Here is a 16,460-nt window from a genome sequence, read left to right as displayed (position 1 = left end):
GTGTTTTAATGGATAAAACAAATATAATCATGATAAAAACAGCTTATTCCTGGAATAATCCGAACATTTCGCACGAAACGCTGAACACGATAGTTTCATGAAGTGCCGGACAAGCCATCCGGGACTTGTTCGGCACTTCATCCGCCGGGAACGGCCCGTTCTACTTGACGGCTACCTTCACGCGGGCGCCGGCTTTATCCGATGCGAACAGCGCATCCATCGCCCGGGCCTGCGTCAGGATGGACTGTCCGTCGTCCGGCAGCAGCTCTCCGCGAAGCACGCGCTCCGCGAACCGTTCCGCCTGCAGCCGGAACGGCGTCACCCGGTCGGTGGTGAAATCGCGCGTCTCCCCGTTCACCGACACTCGATGCGTAACTGTCTGCGCATCGGAAGAGCTTGCCAGTTCGACTTTACCCTCCGTCCCCCTTATTTCGTAACCGCAGCCGTACGGCATATCCAGCGCTCCGAACAATTGGGCCGTCCTGCCGTTCGGGAATGCCAGCATCGCCGCAAATTTCCGGTCGACGCCCTGCTCTCCGCTTCGGATCAGGCGGCAATCGGCCCACTCCGGTTCTTGCCCGAACTGATAGCGGCTCCAGGCCACCAGATAGCATCCGATATCATACAGCGCGCCGCCGCCCCATTCCGCGACGAGCCGCGTGCTCCGCTCCTGCGCTTGAAACGAGAAATGCCCTTTGAACAGCACGGGCTCGCCGATCGCGCCGGCCGCGATCGCGTCCCGGACGAAGGCGTGTCCTTCCTGGTGGCGCCATACGAACGCTTCCTCCACATGAACGCCGCGGTCGCGCGCCGCCCGGACGATCGCCGCCGCCTCCCCGGCCGATAGCGCGAACGGCTTCTCGAGCAGCACGTGCTTGCCCGCTTTTATGGCAGCCAACGCCCACTCGGCATGCAAATGGTTGAGCAGCGCGATATATACCGCATCGATATCGGGATCGTCCAGCAGTTCACGGTAACCGGCATACGCGCGGGGCACGCCGAACCGTTCGGCGGCATTCCGCCCGTTCTCCGCATTCCGCCCGGCCACGCCGAGCCATTCTCCGTTGCCGGCCTGCTTGAGCGCCGCTCCCCCCTTGCCGATAATATGTCCGGTCCCCAATACGCCCCACCGCAGTTTCTTCATCCTCATCTCAACCTCGCTTTCATCCGTCGCTGCTCAAACATTCGATGAATAGCTGCCGGAACCCTGCCTGATCCGGATGCAAATTTCGCTGCCGCCTAATATGCCTCCCTTCGAAAAAACCGGCGAATACGGCGCCGATGCGTCCATTCAACCGTCATCTCCATTCATCCGTCAACGCTTGGGACTGCGGAATCGAGCAGGAGGGGCGGCCGGACCCCGTTCTCGCACCCCACCCTGAAGATGACGTCCATGCTGGGCGTACATAAAAAGCAGGAGTCCCTGCCCCGGTGCTCCCGCTCTGAATTTTCATTATTCCAGTTCGATGCCGAAATACCGTTTCAGCGCGTCCCGATACTCCGTTTCCGTCTGCGGCACGAACGTTTGCACGCCGTCCCCCGCGAAAATCCGGAACTCCCGTCCGACCACCGTATTTCGCCCGTCGGCGGTGCGAATGGCGATCATCGCCTCGCGGGTGAAGATGGAATCCGGGGCGTTCTCGCACCAATACGTCGCCATGATGTAATCTTTGGGCAGCTGCGGTTCTTCGGTGAACGAATAAAGGCGGCTCCACCCGCCATGCTTGCGCTCGCACAGCATCCACCCGAAATATTCGTCGCGCTCCAGCCGGTAGCATTCGTCGCCCTGCTGCTGCTCGATCCCTTCGGCGATGCGCACGGGGCGTCTTGGCACGATGCCGCCCACGCCGACATCGCACAGCCATAACGCGCCTTCCGCCTCGACGCTCAGGACGTGATGCCGCCGTTTCGGCGGCGGATCGGGTTCGTCGCGCCAGAAACGGGCCATGTAGTCGGTCACCGCATATCCCAGCTCCCGCAGCAGCCAGCCGAACAGGGCGTTCAATTCGAAGCAGTAGCCGCCCCGCCGGCGAACGACGATTTTGTCGTACAGCTTCGGCACATCGAGCGACAGCGGGATGCCCCGCAAAATATCGAGATTTTCATAAGGCACGGCGTGAAGATGAGCTTCCTGCAGCCCGGCCAGCGCCGCGGCGCTGCCGTCCAGCGGACCGGAATACCCGATACGCTCCAAATAAGCCCGCACTTCGGGCTTCAAATCGGTTGACCGATCGTCCTTCATAACGTCTCCTCTCCTTATTGAAACACGTTATGTCACTTTAAGACCGCCCGCAGAATAATCAGCATTGGAAGCTTTAATCAGCGCTTCGATCAATGCGAATTCGTTCGGTAAACCGCCGATGTATCGGCGCAGAAGCTGCACCGCTTCCTCCAACTCCATAACCCCGTAAAAATGCAGCCTGACGCGTACCCGCTTCACCAGCTCCGTATTCCTGCGAATGCGCTCCCGCAATGCAGCATTTCCGGCAGCCCGAACGACCGCCACTCATCGGATCATTCCTCTCGGCCAAGCCCAAGCCCGGCGAACACTTCGGCGATGCTGCCGCGGATCAGAACGTCGGCCCAACGGTCGGCCGGCGTTTCGCCGCGGTTCAAGAGTACGAACCGGTCTCCGCGGTAATACCGGATCAGACCGGCTGCCGGCTGTACCGTGAGCGATGTGCCGGCAACGATCAACATGTCGGCCTGCGCAATATAGCGGACCGCCCGCTCCAGCAGATCGGTATCGAGCGATTCCTGGTACAGGACGACGTCCGGCTTGACGATGCCGCCGCAAGTCCGGCATTTCGGAACCGTCTCCGCCGATCCGATCACCTCCGCCAGCGTATACAGCTCCCGGCAATCGATGCAATAGTTGCGCAGCACCGAGCCGTGCAGCTCGAGCACATTGCGGCTGCCGGCCTTCTGATGCAAGCCGTCGATATTTTGGGTAATGACGGCCTTCAGCCGCCCTTGCCGCTCCAGTTCCGCCAACGCGTAATGCGCGGCATTCGGCGCCGCGTCGGGATAAAGCATGCGCGTCTTGTAGAAACGGTAAAATTCCTCCGGATGCCGGTAGAAAAAGTCCCGGCTCAATATTTCCTCCGGCGCGTATGCCCCGCCGTCCGATGTGTTATACAGCCCATCCGCCGAGCGAAAATCGGGAATGCCGCTTTCCGTCGACGTTCCCGCTCCGCCGAAAAAGACGATACGATCGCTCCGATCGATCATTTGCCGCAGCCGTTCCGCGCTCATGGCCAAACCTCACCTCGCTTACAGATCATTATACCGGATCGTTGCCCGGCCGGAAACCGAGATCGGCCGATACATCCGGATTGGTAAGAGAGGCCGGACATCGTCTTTACCATGACATTGGAACGGTATCATTATTGCGGGCCATTTTTCCTTCAGCGGATAAAACCGTCCTGCTCTAACGGCCGGAAGACCGGACCCAGAATTCCGTGTAATAAACAGCAACTTTTAGTGTATAATAAGCAACAATTCATCTTTCAGCCGTCAGATTTCTCCGATAAAATCAAAGTAAATCAAATGAAATCAGTTTTTTCAGGAGGGATTTGGAATGCGGTTACACGGACTGACGGAAGAGCAATATATGGCGTGGCATCACGACGGATATTTGGTGCTGGAAGGGTTTTTGACCCCGGAAGAGTGCGACCGCTACAATGCGAAAATGGATGAGGCGTTCGCCCGGTGGAGAGCGAGCGGCGGGGCCAACCCGGAGCTCGGACAATTAAATCATGTGGAGCAAATTTGCGGAATTATCGAGCATGACGATGCGTTCCTCGAGCTGATGGAGCATCCGAGAATGATGTCGATCATGCGCGATCTGATCGGCGATTCGTTCGTCATGATCGACAACGACGCGATGCTGAAACCGCCGAAGCGGGAAGCGCATACGAACTGGCACCGCGATACCGGAAGCTGGCTCGTCGTCAACGAAAAACCGGTACCTTTCATGGTGAAAGTGTTCTACTTCCTGTCGGACGTCGATTACGACGGCGGCTGTTTGGCCTTCCTGCCGGGCAGTGTGCATATGTCCAATGACCAGCTGCCGAAGGTCGAGCGGCAGGAGGATATGCCGGGACATGTCCGGATGACGGTGAAGAAAGGGACCGCGGTCGCCTTCCACGGCTATTTGTACCACTCGGCGCTGAACAACTACTCCGACCGCGTCCGCCGCACGCTCATTTACAACTACGCGCCGCCCTTCGTCCGCACATGGCCGGGTTACGAGCCGAGCGAGGCGCTTCGCGCGAAGGCAACGACCAATCTGCGCAAGATGCTGCTGGGCGTTCATCCATGGGTATCGGACCCGAAAGCGTTCGAGTCCGAGCCGGAGTCGGCGGCGTCCGCCACATGATTCCTTCCGGCGACTTCGAATATGTGCTATCGCCGAGCGGGTTCGCCCGCTCCCGGCTCTATTACGCCTTGATCGGCGGCGTTCAGCAGACGCCGCCGACCTTCGCGTTCGAGCGGGAAAGCTACAACGCTTACGAGATGATTTACATTACGAAGGGCAAAGGCCGTTTCCGTTACAGGGACGATTGGTTCGACCTGGAGCCGGGCGACGGCCTCGTCTACAACATGAGGCATCCGCATGCGTACCGCGCCGACCCGGACGACCCGTACGAGATGATGTACGTCGTCTTTCACGGCAGCGGGCTGGATGACCAGTGGCAGGCCTGGTTCGGCGCGCCGTACGTGCTGCTGCCGCGAACGAACCGGGGCGAGGAGCGGTACGCGGCGGTGCTGCGGAGCGTGCTGGAGGAAATGGGGACCGACCGCCCCGAGAACGAGCCCGTCCTGTCGGGACTCTTATACGAGCTGCTGATGCAGGTGCTGCTGCGCGACCGGTCGCGGCCGGCCGAACGCGGCGGCGAGCCGCCGTCCGCACTGGAGCGCGGACGCCAATATCTTGAGGAACGGTTCGCCGAAGCGGCCGACATCCATCAGGCGGCCCGGGCGGCGGGCCTCAGCTATTACCATTTCATCCGCCAGTTCAAGCGGTATTACGGGTTCTCCCCGAAGGAATATTTGACGAAAATCCGGCTCGGCCATGCCAAACACCAGCTGCTGCACTCGGACCGGACGATCGGGGAGATCGTGGAAGCTTCCGGCTTCGGCAGCTATAATGCGTTTTTGCACACGTTTCTGCAGCATGAAGGATGCTCCCCGACCTTCTACCGGAAAACGTGGCGGCGGCCGTCGGATTAGAACGTTACCGACAGGCCGCCGTCCACCGGAATTGTGGCGCCGCATACGTACGCGGCATCGTCCGATGCCAGAAACGCGATCACCGAAGCGATCTCTTCCGGTCTCCCGGGCCGTGCCTGGGGGATTTTTCTGCGCTCCACGTAGATGTCCTTGAACCAATCCGTCTCCAGCTCGTTCTCGCCGTCCACGACCGACATCGGCGTATCGACGAAGCCGGGGTTGACGGCGTTGACGCGGATGCCGTAGGGGGCAAGCTCGACGGCGGTGCAGCGCGTCAGTTGGTCCATGGCGCCCTTCGCTGCGTTGTAATGGCTCGATGCCGGAAGGGCGCGGTACGCGTTGATGGAGGAAACGTTGACGATCGAGCCCCGGATGCCCGCTTCGATCATATGCCGGGCGACGGTCCGCGTGCAGTAATACGTGCCGAAGGCAATGACGTCGAACACCGGCTTCCACTCGTCCGTGTCGGCGGCGACGAAGTCGACCGGCACGGACATCGCCGCGTTGTTGACAAGGATGTCGATCCGGCCGAACACGTCGATCGCTTCCCGAACGCAGCGGACGACGTCCTCCTCCCGGGCAACGTCGCCCTTCGTGAAGATCGCCCGGCCGCCTGCCGCCCGCAGTTCGTGCGCGGCCTGTTCCCCGACGCTTGCCCGGCGGCCCATAATGGCAACCGAAGCTCCCTCTTCGGCGAAGCGCCGGGCGGTCGCGAAGCCGATGCCGGTGGCGCCGCCCGTCACGAACACTGTTTTTCCCTGAAATCTTTTCATGTGTCACTCTCCCCTTTCACCGTTCCGTCGCGGTCGATGGACGTCACGGCCCGAAGACCTTCGTACACGACCGCGACCACTTCGGTCTCGAGCGTCCCGCCGCCGGGGAGCGTCCGATGCGTCCCCGCCCCGACGCCTTCGTTCACCGAGATCGGATACCCTGTGCACGGCTCCAGAATGACGGTCTGCAAATTGCGCCAGCCGCCGTACGTCGCAAACAGCCAGCAGGAGCGGAACACGTCCTTGTCGAAGGCGAGCCCGAGCCCGATGCCGGACGCCGTGTCGGTATAAGCGCACCAGCCGCTGCGCAGCTCCGTCAAATATTGAAATTCGTTGATGCCTGCCGTATCGGGCAGGCAGCGCCGCATATCGTGAACCGCGCCGTCCGCCCCTTCCGCGAACGGCCACGCATAGCCCATCTTCGTCCGGCCGGTGCGCGGCGGACCGAAATCTTCGATATAGGCGGACGCGGCATCCGCGTCGATGCGTCCGTTCGCATCCGCCTTCACCGCCGCGTGAAGCTTCCACAAGTACGGCAGCCCGCCGCGCCCGAGATTCGTCAGCCGGTGACGGAACCGCAGCTTCGCTTCCCCGGCGCGCAGCCGGATGCGCTTCTCCATACGGCATGCGCTAACCGGCGTCTCCACCCACAGGCGCACCTCGGCTTCCTCCGCCGTCCGCCGCACCTCGTACTCCCAGGGGAGCGACCAAATTTCGCCGTGATCCGGCTCCGGCTCCCCGTTCAGCGTCTCCGGAATATCGTTCGGAAACAATTCGTCCCAGCCGCCGAAGAAATGATCGTCGTACGACGCGCCGAACGGAACTGGCCGCGGCCGGATGCGGGGATGCTGCCAGAGCAAATCTTTGTCCGCCGGCTTGTACGTGATCTGCCATATTTTCGCTCCGAGCCCGGGCAGAATGACGACCCTCAGCAATTCGTTCTCCAGGATGACGGTTTGAAATCCCCGGTACGTCCAATCCGTTGTCGCTCGCACTTGTCCGTTCATAGCTCCTCCTCCGACAGTGTCAGCAGCACTTTCGCGACGGCGCCGGGCTGGCCGAGCAGCCGCTCGTACCAGGCCGGTCCGTCCCGCAGCGGCGCCTTCACGAGTCCGGCGGACAGTCCGGCCCGGCCTTCCGCGACCCATTGCAGCGCCGTCTCGAAATGCGAAGACGCATAAGCGAACGAGCCGACGCAATGAATTTCGTTGCGCACGATATGGTTGACGGGGAGCTGTGAATCCGCCTCATGCAGCCCGACGAAGACGACCGTCCCGCCCGCGGCGGCGCTGTGCACGCAGGCGTTCCGCGTCGTCGCCGCGCCGACCGCGTCAATCGCAAGGCCGACGCCTGCGCCGTCCGTCAGCAACTTTACCGCCTCGACGGTGTCCGTCTCGAGCGGATTGATCGTCTCCGCGCCCATGGCGCGGGCAAAAGCCAGCCGCTCCGCGTTCGTATCGGCGACCAGAATGCGCCGCGCGCCGTGAATCTGCAGCGCCTGCAGCGTAAAAATGCCGATCGGGCCCATGCCGACGATCAGCGCGTCGGTGTCCGGCGTTACCCGTCCGAGATCCGCGGCGCGCGCGGCGCAGGCGATCGGCTCGGTCAGCGCCGCCTGCTCCAGCGGGACGGAGTCCGGCAGCCGGTACACGAACCTCGCGGGCACCGCCACATACTTCGCGTTGCTTCCGGGAAGCGACGCGCTAAGCAGCTTGCGGTCCGTGCACAGCTGCTCGGCTCCCGCGGCGCAATATCGGCAGGTTCCGCAGGTTACAAGCGGATTCGCGGTCACGCGGTCGCCGATGCGAAGCTCCGGGCGAACGTCCCCGACGCCCTCGCCGAGTCCGGCGATCCGTCCCGAAAACTCGTGGCCGAAAATAAGCGGCGGCTTGCGCAAGCTGTTCTTGCCGAGGTAGCCGCTCAGCTCCGATCCGCAGATGCCCGAATACGCCACTTCGATCAGAACATCCGCGGCGCCGAGCGACGGAACGTCCACCTCGCGAATTTCCATCCGGCGCGGCCCTTCATATACTAAGGCGATCATGCGCCATTCTCCTCCTTCCGAATCCATACCAGATCGCTCTCTTCCTCGTTCAGCTCGAAGACGATGCCGTCCTCCATCAGTTCGGCGCCCGTGCGCGTCATCAGCTTGCCGTTATCCAGCGATGATACGGCATACCGCGCGGCCGGATCGAGCGCCGTCAGATGGATCGTCCGCAACTTGCGGCTGCGTCCGTGCAGGCGGAACACGAACAGCAGATGCTCCCTGCCGTCCGGCTTCGCGTACTGGAATGCCGCCCAGCGTTCGCCGCGGGCGAACCGCTTCGGCTGATCGGTCAGCCGGTATACGTCCGCTTCCCGAACGAAAGGGGCCACCGTCTCGCGGTACACCCGAATATGGTGGGCGAACCGCTCCGCCACCCACGCGGGCAGATCGGGAAGCTTCTGCGAGAAGCCGAAGCCGCCCAGCATGGAGATGCGCGTATAGCAGTCGAGCCGTTCCCGGGTAAGCGACGGGTCGCGCGGATCGAACTTCTGGTAGCGGTGCTCGCCGAGCCAGTCGCAGTAGCCCCAATGGAGGCACACGTTCGGGGCGAGCATCGTCGTCGCGCCCCAGAACAGCTGCAAGTCGTGCTCCGGCCAATCCGGATCGCTCAGAAACGTCGTATGGGTATGCTTCATCAGTCCGAGATCGATACGGAGTCCTCCCGACGAGCAGCTTTCCAGGATGACATGCGGATGCTTCGCCCGCACCCGCTCGAGCAGCCGGTAATAGGCCGAAATATGCTCGAACAGGCCGTCGCCCGCGCCGTGGCCGTGATCCGTCCGATTGCAGCCGGCGCCCGGGTCCAGATTGTAATCCAGCTTGATCCAGTCGCAGTTGTACTCCGTAATGAGCCGGTCCAGCGTCTCGAACGCCCATTCCTGCGCGGCCGGATTGCCGAGGCAGACATAGCCGATCGGCTCGCCGTCGCGCGTCGCGGCGAACTCGGGATGGTTGCGCGCCAGCGCGGCGCGCGCCCGAGCGCCTCGATCTCGCACCATAGCCCGAACTTCATGCCGCGGGCATGGCAGGCGTCGGACAAGACGCGCAGGCCGCGCGGGAAGCGGATCGTATTGACGAGGTCCCAATCCCCCCGATAATCGTACCAGTGCGCATCCGCCTCCGTCGGGCCGAACCAGCCGGCGTCCAGCGTGCATATATCAAAGCCGAGCCGCTGCGCAGCTTCCACGTTGCGCAGAAACGTCTCTTCATTAATCCGCTTGTCCTCGTAGCTCCACCAATGGTTCCATTCCACCGGCAGCGATACGGAGAACTTATTTTCGGGTACCAGTATTCCCGCCCGACGCGCGCATATTGCACCGAGATGTCGTTCAAATCCCCGCTGTCCGTGCGTACGACGACCACATGCGGGCTCTCCATCGATTGACCCGGCGCAAGATCCTTCCAGAACTCCCATGCGTTCAAGCCGCCGGTAAGCAGCAGCGAGCCGTCATCCTGCGGCGCAAGCTCCAGCGCCCAGTTGCCCGACCACATGACGGATGCCGACACGATCGTTCCGCTTGCCCGATCGAACAAGGCCAGCCACGGATGGACGTCCCCGGAGGAGCGCCCTTTCCGGGTCTCCAGGCGGAACGGCTGTCCGTTGGGCGGGAGCGGCGCGAAGACGCTCTCGAACTCCAGCCCCCATCCGCTTGTAAAATGCATCGTCTCATAATCGCGGGCCGGCAGCTTCAGCGCGATCGAATCGACCGCCTCAATGCGTACGGTCCCGGCGCCTTCGTTCGCAATCGTCACCCATTGCTCGATCAGATTCGTACCCTCGTACCGGATCTGATGCCGCAGCACGCGCACCCCGGTCCCGCTGTCGACGAAGGAGGCCACGTCGATGACGCGGCCTCCTTCCTTCGTCGTCCGCGAGCCGGCCTCCGCCATGCCGACCATCCCCGGGGCCCGATGCGAGCCGTCGATGCGAAGCATGAAGCCGATCTCGTTGGTCATGGACGCCTCTCCCTTCCGTTATTTCGATTGCAGCAAAGCGTTGATTTCCCGCTCCGTCTTGGCGAGCGCGTCCGGCACCGAACCGCCGTTGATGAAAATTTCATCCTGCATCGGCACCATATATTTATCGTACGCTTCTCTCCATTTGATCGAATAGATATCGCCGATCATGCCGTCTTTCATCCATTCGAACCGCGCTTCCTTGTAGCCCGACGGCACCCAGTCCGGCATTTCCGCCGCTTCGCGGGACGGGTTATGCACCGCGATCCAGGAATGCTGATTGGCGAGCGTCTTCTGATTTTCCGTCATGGTCCATTTGATGAACTCCCATGCCTCTTCCGGATGCTTCGTATTTTCCGCCATGACGTAGCCGCCCATAAAGTACGGCGTCGCGCGTCCTTCGCCCCATTTCGGGAGCGGCGCCATATCCCATTCGAAATCGGTGATTTCCCGCAGCGTGCCCAAATCCCAATCGCCGCCGACATACATCGCGATTTTGCCCGTCTGGAAATTGAGTCCCATCGAATCTTTCGTCGCGACGTCCGGCGAAACTTTATGCTTGTAGATCATATCCTGCAGGAATTGCAGTGCGGCAGTCGTCTCCGGCGTGTTCAGCGTAATTTTGGTCGGCTCGTGCACGTCCTCGACAAGTTTCCCGCCTTGCGCCGCGCTGAGCGACATCCACGCCCACCAGGTGCCCATTGCGGTCGCGTCGAAGCCGTACTGCGTCACCCGGTTGCCTTCCCGGATCGTCAGCTTTTTCGCCGCTTCCAGCACATCCTCCCACGTCCAGTCGGCGTTCGGGTAATCGAGGCCCGCATTGTCGAAAGCCGTTTTGTTATAGTAAAGCGTCAGCGTCTGATAGTTTTCCGGGGCGACGTACATGTTTTTCCCATCGAACTTAAACGGCTCGAACAGCTCGGCGTTGTATTCTTCCATGTTCAGATCGCGGTCGAAATACGGCTGCAGGTTTTTGAACAGTCCTTTTTTGTACCACGCGTACGCCGGCACGTCCCAGTAGAACAGGTCGATCGGGTCGTTCGACGCGAGCGACAGCTCGATCTTGCGGAACGTCTCGTCCCAGGGCAGCAGCGTCATTTGCACCTCGATGTTCGGGTGGCTTTCGTTGAAGCGCTTGATTTTGTCCTGCTCCTCTTTATCCAGCGCCGGGCCGTTCGACCAGCGAATGAACCGCAGCTTCACCTTCTCCCCCGAGCCGGAATCGCCGCCCGAGTCCCCGGCCCCGCCGGATCCGCCGGACCCTTGCGAGCAGCCCGCCACGATCGTCACGAGCATCGACACCACGATCAGCAACATCCATACCGCTTTGCGTTTCTTCATCCTTTTCCGACCTCCCTTTGAAATGTAAAACGACTAGCCTTTCACTCCGGTAAATACGATCCCCTTGACGAACACCTTCTGGCTGACAAAGAACAAGAGGACGCATGGAATGATGGAATAGATCGTCGCCGCCATCAACAGATGCATCTCCGGTGACGAGCGGGCCGAGCCCTGAAAGTACGACAGGCCCAAAGCGATCGTGCGCTTGCTCTCATCCGTCAAATAAATGAGCGGGCCCATAAAGTCGTTCCACGTCCACATGAAGCAGAATACCGCGACGGTCGCGAGCACCGGCTTCGTCAGCGGCACCATGATGCGAAGCCACGTGGAATAGGCGTTGCAGCCGTCGATGCGGGCCGCGTCCTCCAGCTCTCTCGGAATGCCCATATAAAACTGCCGCATCAGAAAAATGAAGAAGGCGCTCCCAAAAACGACGGCACGATGAGCGGAAGAAACGTATCGATCCAGCCCAATCGGTTAAACAATAAATAGAGCGGTACCATCGTGACGGCGGACGGCAGCATCAAGGTTGCCAGCAGAATGAGAAAGATCAGGTCCTTCCCCGGCGCCCGCAGGCGGGCGAAGCCGTAGGACGAAAACGAGCAGGACAGAAGCGTACCCAGCAGCACGAACACGACGATCGTAAACGAATTGAGCGTATACAGCCCGAACGGGAACGTCGTCAGCGCCTCGCGGTAATTGCTCCACATGACCGGGTCCGGAATCCATTCCGGCGGAAAGACGTACACGTCGATTTTCCGCTTGAGCGAGGTGGAAATCATCCACGCGAACGGAGCCAGAATGACGACGCTCCCGGCGATAAGCAGCAGATAGGAAACGAATGCCGTCAGCCGTTCGCTGAGCCGTTTTCCCATCTTGCGGCGGGTCCGCGCCTGCAGAGCGGCGCCGTCTTGCATGTTAGGGACGGTCGTCATGCAGCATTCCCCCTCGGCTTCGATTTTTTGCCGACCTTCTGCTCCTCATAAAACACCCACATCGGCGACGAGCGGAACACGAGCAGCGTCAGCGCCAGAATGATCAGGAAAAGCACCCAGGCCATCGCGGAAGCGTAGCCCATCGAGAAATAGTTGAACGCCTGGCGGTACAAGTACAGGACCGAGAACAGCGTCGAATTGTTCGGTCCTCCTTGAGTCATCACATAACCTTCCGTGAACACCTGCAAGGAACCGATAATGCCCATGACCAGGTTGAAAAAGATGACCGGCGACAGCATCGGAAGCGTTACGTTGAGAAACCGGCGGAACCGGTTCGCTCCGTCGATCTCGGCCGCCTCGTACAGCTCGGTCGGAATGCCCTGAAGACCGGCGAGATAAATCAGCATGCTGCCTCCGACGCTCCAGAGGCTCATAATGATAATCGAGGGCAGCGCCCAATCCTCGCTGAATATCCACATCGGCCCCTTGATGCCGAACAGTCCGAGGAACCAGTTGAGCAGGCCGAACTCGGGGTTGAAGATCCACTTCCACAACAGCGCGACGGCGACGCCCGAAATGACGGCCGGCAAGTAGTAAATGACGCGGAACAAATAAATGCCCTTCAGGCTCTGATTGAGCAGCATCGCAAGGAGAAGCGCGACGATCAACCCGAGCGGCACGCTGACGATGGCGTAAATGAACGTAATTTTCAGCGACAGCCAGAAGAACGGGTCCCGGAACAGCTCCGCATAATTTTGCAGGCCGACCCATTCCGGCGTGCTTAAAATATCGTAATCGGTAAACGAGATGTAAGCCGAAAAGACGATCGGTCCCAGCATAAACAGCAGCAGACCAAGTACTGCGGGACTAATGAACACGTAGCAGTCGATCGCTTCCCTCTGCGTTCGTGTCAACCTCTTGCTTCGAGGCCATGCCATATGCGTTCACCTCTTTCATGCTTTGTATCTCGCTTCGATCTCAGGATCGACTTCGACCCCGAGACCGGGGCCGTCCGGAAGATGGACGTAGCCGTTCTCGAAGCGGACCGGATTTGATACGAGCTGACGGGCAAGCGGCGACTCGGAAACGGTGTATTCGAGCAGGAAGCCGTGCGGCATGCTGGCGACGAATTGCGTGCTCGCCGCCACCAGGATGCCGGTCTTGAACGCATGCGGCACCACTTTCTTGTTCCGGTCATAGGCCATATACGCGATCTTCTTCCCTTCGGTCAGCCCGCCGCAGCGGCCGAGATCCGGCTGCAAAATGTCGAGGTGCGCCTCTCTCAGCAGCCGTTCGTACGCGATTCGCCCGCTTTCCTGTTCGCCGGCCGCAATATAGATATCGACGGCGTCCGCGAGTTGGGCGTATCCGGCATGATCGTCCGGCGGCAGCGGCTCCTCGATCCAGAACACGTTGTACTCCTCGAACCGCCGCGCCATCCGGATCGCCTGCTGGGCGTCCCACGTATGGCCGATGTCCACCATCAGATCGACGTCGTTGCCGATAACCGAACGCAACGTCCGGATCGCTTCCACGTCGAACCGCTCATCCTTGCCAAGCGGTCCCCAGCCGAATTTGATCGCCCGGTAACCGAGGCCGACATACTTCTCGGCCAGCGCCGCGGCCTCCTTGATCGTATCCGGCATGAGCAGGCTGGCGTATGCCTTGATCTTGTCGCGATATACGCCGCCGAGCATCTGCGCCGCAGACCGCCCGGTCGCCTTGCCGATAATGTCCCAGAGCGCAATGTCAATCCCGCTCATCGCGTGCAGCGCCGGACCCGACCTCCCGTAATAGAGCGTCCCCTGGAACATCCGGTGCCACAGCCGCTCGATCTCGAACGGGTCCTCCCCGACCAGAAGCTCCTTCAGCCCGGTCGCGATCGAGTGCGATGCATGCGTTTCCACAACCGCGCGCGCGACCGCAGGCGCAGAGTCGATCTCGCCGATGCCCGTAATGCCCTCATCCGTATGCACGCGAACGATCAGCGTATCCTGCGTGCCGTCGCAACGCGTTGCGTCAATAACCGGAAGTCTTAAATACACGACTTCGATGTCCGTAATTTTCACGTGTTGCTCCTCCCAGCAGTATGAAAATGATGAAATGCAGTACGAAAATGGTGAAATAAAGCGTTTTCAAATTCTTATACCAGAAATATACCGTGTCTATTGTCGATTGTCAACAATCTTCTTGTTGACGTTTTTTCTTCCAAGGGTATACACTAGAGGTAACAGAAGGCGGAAGGGGGCTGAAGGGCAGACATATGTCGTCCTATCGTTTTACCGAACAAAAAGCCGTCTCGCTTCGTCATCGCATCGCCGACGACATCCGGCGCGCCATCCTCGAAGGCAAGCTGAAGCCCGGAGACAGGCTGCTTGAGCTGGAGATGTCGAAGCAGATGGGCGTCAGCCGCGGTCCGATCCGCGAAGCGCTCCGCGTATTGGAGCAGGAAGGGCTCCTGCATTCGCAGCCCTTCAAGGAGACCGTCGTGGCCGAATTTTCCACGGAAGAAGTGGTGCACGTACTCATTCCGATCCGATTGACGGTGGAAACGTACGCTTTAAGGAAAGCACTTCCGCTCTTCGGCGAGCAGGATTTCGCCTACCTGGAGCAGTGCTTGCAGGGAATGCGCGAGAGCGGCGAAAAGAACGATGTGGCGAAGCTGGTGGAGAACGACCTGGCCTTTCACGAATATATCGTCGTCAAGTCGCAGGTCGTCAATCTGATGAACATCTGGTCCAGCATCTATACGCGCATCCGCATGCATTTTTACATGCAGGACCAGAAATACGAGGATATTACGAAGGTGTGGGAGCAGCATCAACCGCTACTCGACACGATGCGGACCGGCAACGTCGAGCTGGCGTGCGCCGAGCTGTCCCGCCATATCTACGACACGAATCTTCTGTCGCTCGGTCTTCCCGTCCGGAAGCCTGAAAGCGGAACGCCGCAATAGGCATCGTTCATCCTTCGGTACGCTTCGACAGCCCGCTTCCCGAACGACGAGCCGAATGCGCTGACGCCGTCCATATCGGGCACACAGCCGCCTGACTCCTGAGGAGTCGGCGGCTGTCGTCGTTCCGGCCGGCTGCTCCGGAAGGCAGGGCGATTCGCCCCACTAGGAAAAATCGGACTGATTGCATTTTCGCGATGCGACAATGGCAACCGCAAGTCCGACCGTTTCCAATTGCGCAAAATTCGGCCTGCCCGCATATGGTGATCGGCCTACCGGATTAACCAATAATAAATCGGTACCGACAATACCGACATGATAACGCCCGTGAGCCCCATCGCCAAACCGGCGTATGCTCCTTGCAGCTCGGAATCCCGCAGCACCCTCGCCGTACCGATTCCGTGTGCGGCGGTTCCGATCGCAATGCCGATCGGCAGATCGCCTTTTACACCGATCAACCGAAGGAACGATACGCCGACCAGACTGCCAAGCAGCCCCGTCAGGACGGTAAATACCGCGCCAAGCTCGGGGATGCCGCCATACATCCGGACGAGTTCGATGGCGATCGGCGCCGTGGTCGATTTCGGGAGCATCGTAAGCAGAAGCTCGCGGCTGCCCCCAAACGCGTATGCAAGCCACGCATTCGCCGCCAGGCTGAACGCCGCCCCGGAGACAACGCCGATGACGATCGGCCTCCACTGCGATCGGATCGTCCGCCAATGCCGGTAGAGCGGCACGGCCAACGCTACCGTAGCCGGTCCGAGCAGAAACGAAATGAGGCTGCCTCCCTTGTTGTACGATTCATAGGGAATATCGAACACGATCAGCACGGCGATCAGCGAGCACGAACAGAGCAGAAGCGGATGGAGCCGCCTGTACCGTCTGCCGGCTACCGACGCCGCTGCGTATAGCGCGACCGTCAGAGCGACGCCGGACAGCGGCTGGGACCATAGTTCATTCCAGTCCATTTCGCTCCGCCTCCTTCCGGCCTTGCATGCCGCGGCGACGGTCCAATCCGTGGACGATCCAACCGGTCGCGGCCAGAACGGCGAGCGTGCCGGGCAGGAGCGCCGCTCCCGCCGGCAGCCATTGCTCGGCGATAATCGGGTAGTAAACGACGATGCCCGCAATAATCGGCGCGAAGAACAGCATCATGTGGGATAACAAAAAATCCGCCGTTTTTTGCACAGATTCAACCTTTACAAGACCGCATAGCAGCG

18 protein-coding genes and 2 pseudogenes are annotated in these 16,460 nt (G+C 60.5%); 3 read left to right on the top strand and 17 right to left on the bottom strand.

Annotated elements, in window-relative coordinates; translation table 11 throughout:
• Positions 1–160: 160 nt before the first annotated feature.
• From PACILC2_RS15985 to PACILC2_RS15970, 4 genes are all read right to left on the bottom strand, one after another.
• A complete protein-coding gene (locus tag PACILC2_RS15985) occupies positions 161–1,144 on the bottom strand; it encodes a Gfo/Idh/MocA family protein (protein WP_213529457.1) in 984 nt (327 codons plus the stop codon).
• 309 nt (positions 1,145–1,453) lie between these two features.
• Entirely contained in the window at positions 1,454–2,242 is a 789-nt protein-coding gene (locus PACILC2_RS15980) for an arylamine N-acetyltransferase family protein (protein WP_213529455.1), read from the bottom strand.
• 27 nt (positions 2,243–2,269) lie between these two features.
• Positions 2,270–2,506 carry a hypothetical protein gene (locus PACILC2_RS15975; RefSeq protein WP_213529453.1) on the bottom strand — a complete coding sequence of 79 codons (237 nt, stop codon included), beginning with the start codon at positions 2,504–2,506 and terminating at the stop codon, positions 2,270–2,272.
• 8 nt (positions 2,507–2,514) lie between these two features.
• On the bottom strand, positions 2,515–3,255 hold the full coding sequence (locus PACILC2_RS15970) for an NAD-dependent protein deacylase (RefSeq protein WP_213529451.1): 741 nt from the start codon (positions 3,253–3,255) through the stop codon (positions 2,515–2,517).
• A 325-nt stretch (positions 3,256–3,580) separates the two neighbouring features.
• Between PACILC2_RS15970 and PACILC2_RS15965 the strand changes: the two genes are divergently transcribed.
• Both PACILC2_RS15965 and PACILC2_RS15960 read left to right on the top strand, forming a co-directional pair.
• A complete protein-coding gene (locus tag PACILC2_RS15965; protein WP_213529449.1) occupies positions 3,581–4,381 on the top strand; it encodes a phytanoyl-CoA dioxygenase family protein in 801 nt (266 codons plus the stop codon).
• A complete protein-coding gene (locus tag PACILC2_RS15960; protein ID WP_213529447.1) occupies positions 4,378–5,235 on the top strand; it encodes an AraC family transcriptional regulator in 858 nt (285 codons plus the stop codon). The genes PACILC2_RS15965 and PACILC2_RS15960 overlap by 4 nt, the downstream gene beginning before the upstream one ends.
• Here the strand turns inward: PACILC2_RS15960 and PACILC2_RS15955 are convergent.
• From PACILC2_RS15955 to PACILC2_RS15915, 11 genes and pseudogenes are all read right to left on the bottom strand, one after another.
• On the bottom strand, positions 5,232–6,008 hold the full coding sequence (locus tag PACILC2_RS15955) for an SDR family NAD(P)-dependent oxidoreductase (protein WP_062495708.1): 777 nt from the start codon (positions 6,006–6,008) through the stop codon (positions 5,232–5,234). The two genes, PACILC2_RS15960 and PACILC2_RS15955, sit on opposite strands and share 4 nt — an antisense overlap.
• Positions 6,005–7,015, bottom strand: coding sequence for an aldose epimerase family protein (locus PACILC2_RS15950; RefSeq protein ID WP_213529445.1), 1,011 nt, complete (start codon positions 7,013–7,015; stop codon positions 6,005–6,007). The genes PACILC2_RS15955 and PACILC2_RS15950 overlap by 4 nt, the downstream gene beginning before the upstream one ends.
• Positions 7,012–8,052 carry a zinc-dependent alcohol dehydrogenase gene (locus PACILC2_RS15945; RefSeq protein ID WP_213529443.1) on the bottom strand — a complete coding sequence of 347 codons (1,041 nt, stop codon included), beginning with the start codon at positions 8,050–8,052 and terminating at the stop codon, positions 7,012–7,014. Before PACILC2_RS15945 ends, PACILC2_RS15950 begins: the two co-directional genes overlap by 4 nt.
• Positions 8,049–9,053, bottom strand: a complete 1,005-nt coding sequence (locus tag PACILC2_RS15940; protein WP_213529441.1) for an alpha-galactosidase — start codon at positions 9,051–9,053, stop codon at positions 8,049–8,051. Before PACILC2_RS15940 ends, PACILC2_RS15945 begins: the two co-directional genes overlap by 4 nt.
• 38 nt (positions 9,054–9,091) lie before the next feature.
• Positions 9,092–9,469, bottom strand: a pseudogene (locus PACILC2_RS29425) (hypothetical protein); the annotation flags it as partial.
• A gap of 2 nt (positions 9,470–9,471) precedes the next feature.
• Positions 9,472–9,945 (bottom strand): annotated as a pseudogene (locus PACILC2_RS29420) (glycoside hydrolase family 36 N-terminal domain-containing protein); the annotation flags it as partial.
• A gap of 84 nt (positions 9,946–10,029) precedes the next feature.
• Positions 10,030–11,352: an ABC transporter substrate-binding protein gene (locus tag PACILC2_RS15930; protein WP_213529437.1), complete on the bottom strand. Its 1,323-nt coding sequence runs from the start codon at positions 11,350–11,352 to the stop codon at positions 10,030–10,032.
• A 33-nt stretch (positions 11,353–11,385) separates the two neighbouring features.
• Positions 11,386–11,739 (bottom strand): carbohydrate ABC transporter permease, encoded by a 354-nt coding sequence (locus PACILC2_RS27060; protein WP_244863557.1) that lies wholly within the window; start codon positions 11,737–11,739, stop codon positions 11,386–11,388.
• Positions 11,740–11,753: 14 nt separating this feature from the next.
• Positions 11,754–12,287 (bottom strand): carbohydrate ABC transporter permease, encoded by a 534-nt coding sequence (locus tag PACILC2_RS27055; RefSeq protein ID WP_244863556.1) that lies wholly within the window; start codon positions 12,285–12,287, stop codon positions 11,754–11,756.
• Positions 12,284–13,201, bottom strand: coding sequence for a carbohydrate ABC transporter permease (locus PACILC2_RS15920; RefSeq protein ID WP_235593236.1), 918 nt, complete (start codon positions 13,199–13,201; stop codon positions 12,284–12,286). The genes PACILC2_RS27055 and PACILC2_RS15920 overlap by 4 nt, the downstream gene beginning before the upstream one ends.
• A gap of 39 nt (positions 13,202–13,240) precedes the next feature.
• Positions 13,241–14,356, bottom strand: coding sequence for a mandelate racemase/muconate lactonizing enzyme family protein (locus PACILC2_RS15915; RefSeq protein ID WP_062495722.1), 1,116 nt, complete (start codon positions 14,354–14,356; stop codon positions 13,241–13,243).
• A 194-nt stretch (positions 14,357–14,550) separates the two neighbouring features.
• Here PACILC2_RS15915 and PACILC2_RS15910 point away from each other — a divergent pair, with 194 nt between their 5' ends.
• Positions 14,551–15,243 (top strand): GntR family transcriptional regulator, encoded by a 693-nt coding sequence (locus PACILC2_RS15910; protein ID WP_062495724.1) that lies wholly within the window; start codon positions 14,551–14,553, stop codon positions 15,241–15,243.
• A gap of 269 nt (positions 15,244–15,512) precedes the next feature.
• On the opposite strand, the gene PACILC2_RS15905 is transcribed toward PACILC2_RS15910, so the two are convergent.
• Positions 15,513–16,208 carry an LrgB family protein gene (locus PACILC2_RS15905; protein WP_213529435.1) on the bottom strand — a complete coding sequence of 232 codons (696 nt, stop codon included), beginning with the start codon at positions 16,206–16,208 and terminating at the stop codon, positions 15,513–15,515.
• Positions 16,195–16,460, bottom strand: a 266-nt coding sequence (locus PACILC2_RS15900; RefSeq protein ID WP_213529427.1) for a CidA/LrgA family protein, incomplete at its 5' end; no start/stop codon positions are given. The genes PACILC2_RS15905 and PACILC2_RS15900, both read right to left, overlap by 14 nt.

The sequence above is a fragment of the Paenibacillus cisolokensis genome (assembly GCF_018403665.1).
Taxonomy (GTDB): domain Bacteria; phylum Bacillota; class Bacilli; order Paenibacillales; family Paenibacillaceae; genus Paenibacillus_AH; species Paenibacillus_AH cisolokensis.
This window is presented reverse-complemented; position numbering and strand designations above follow the sequence as displayed.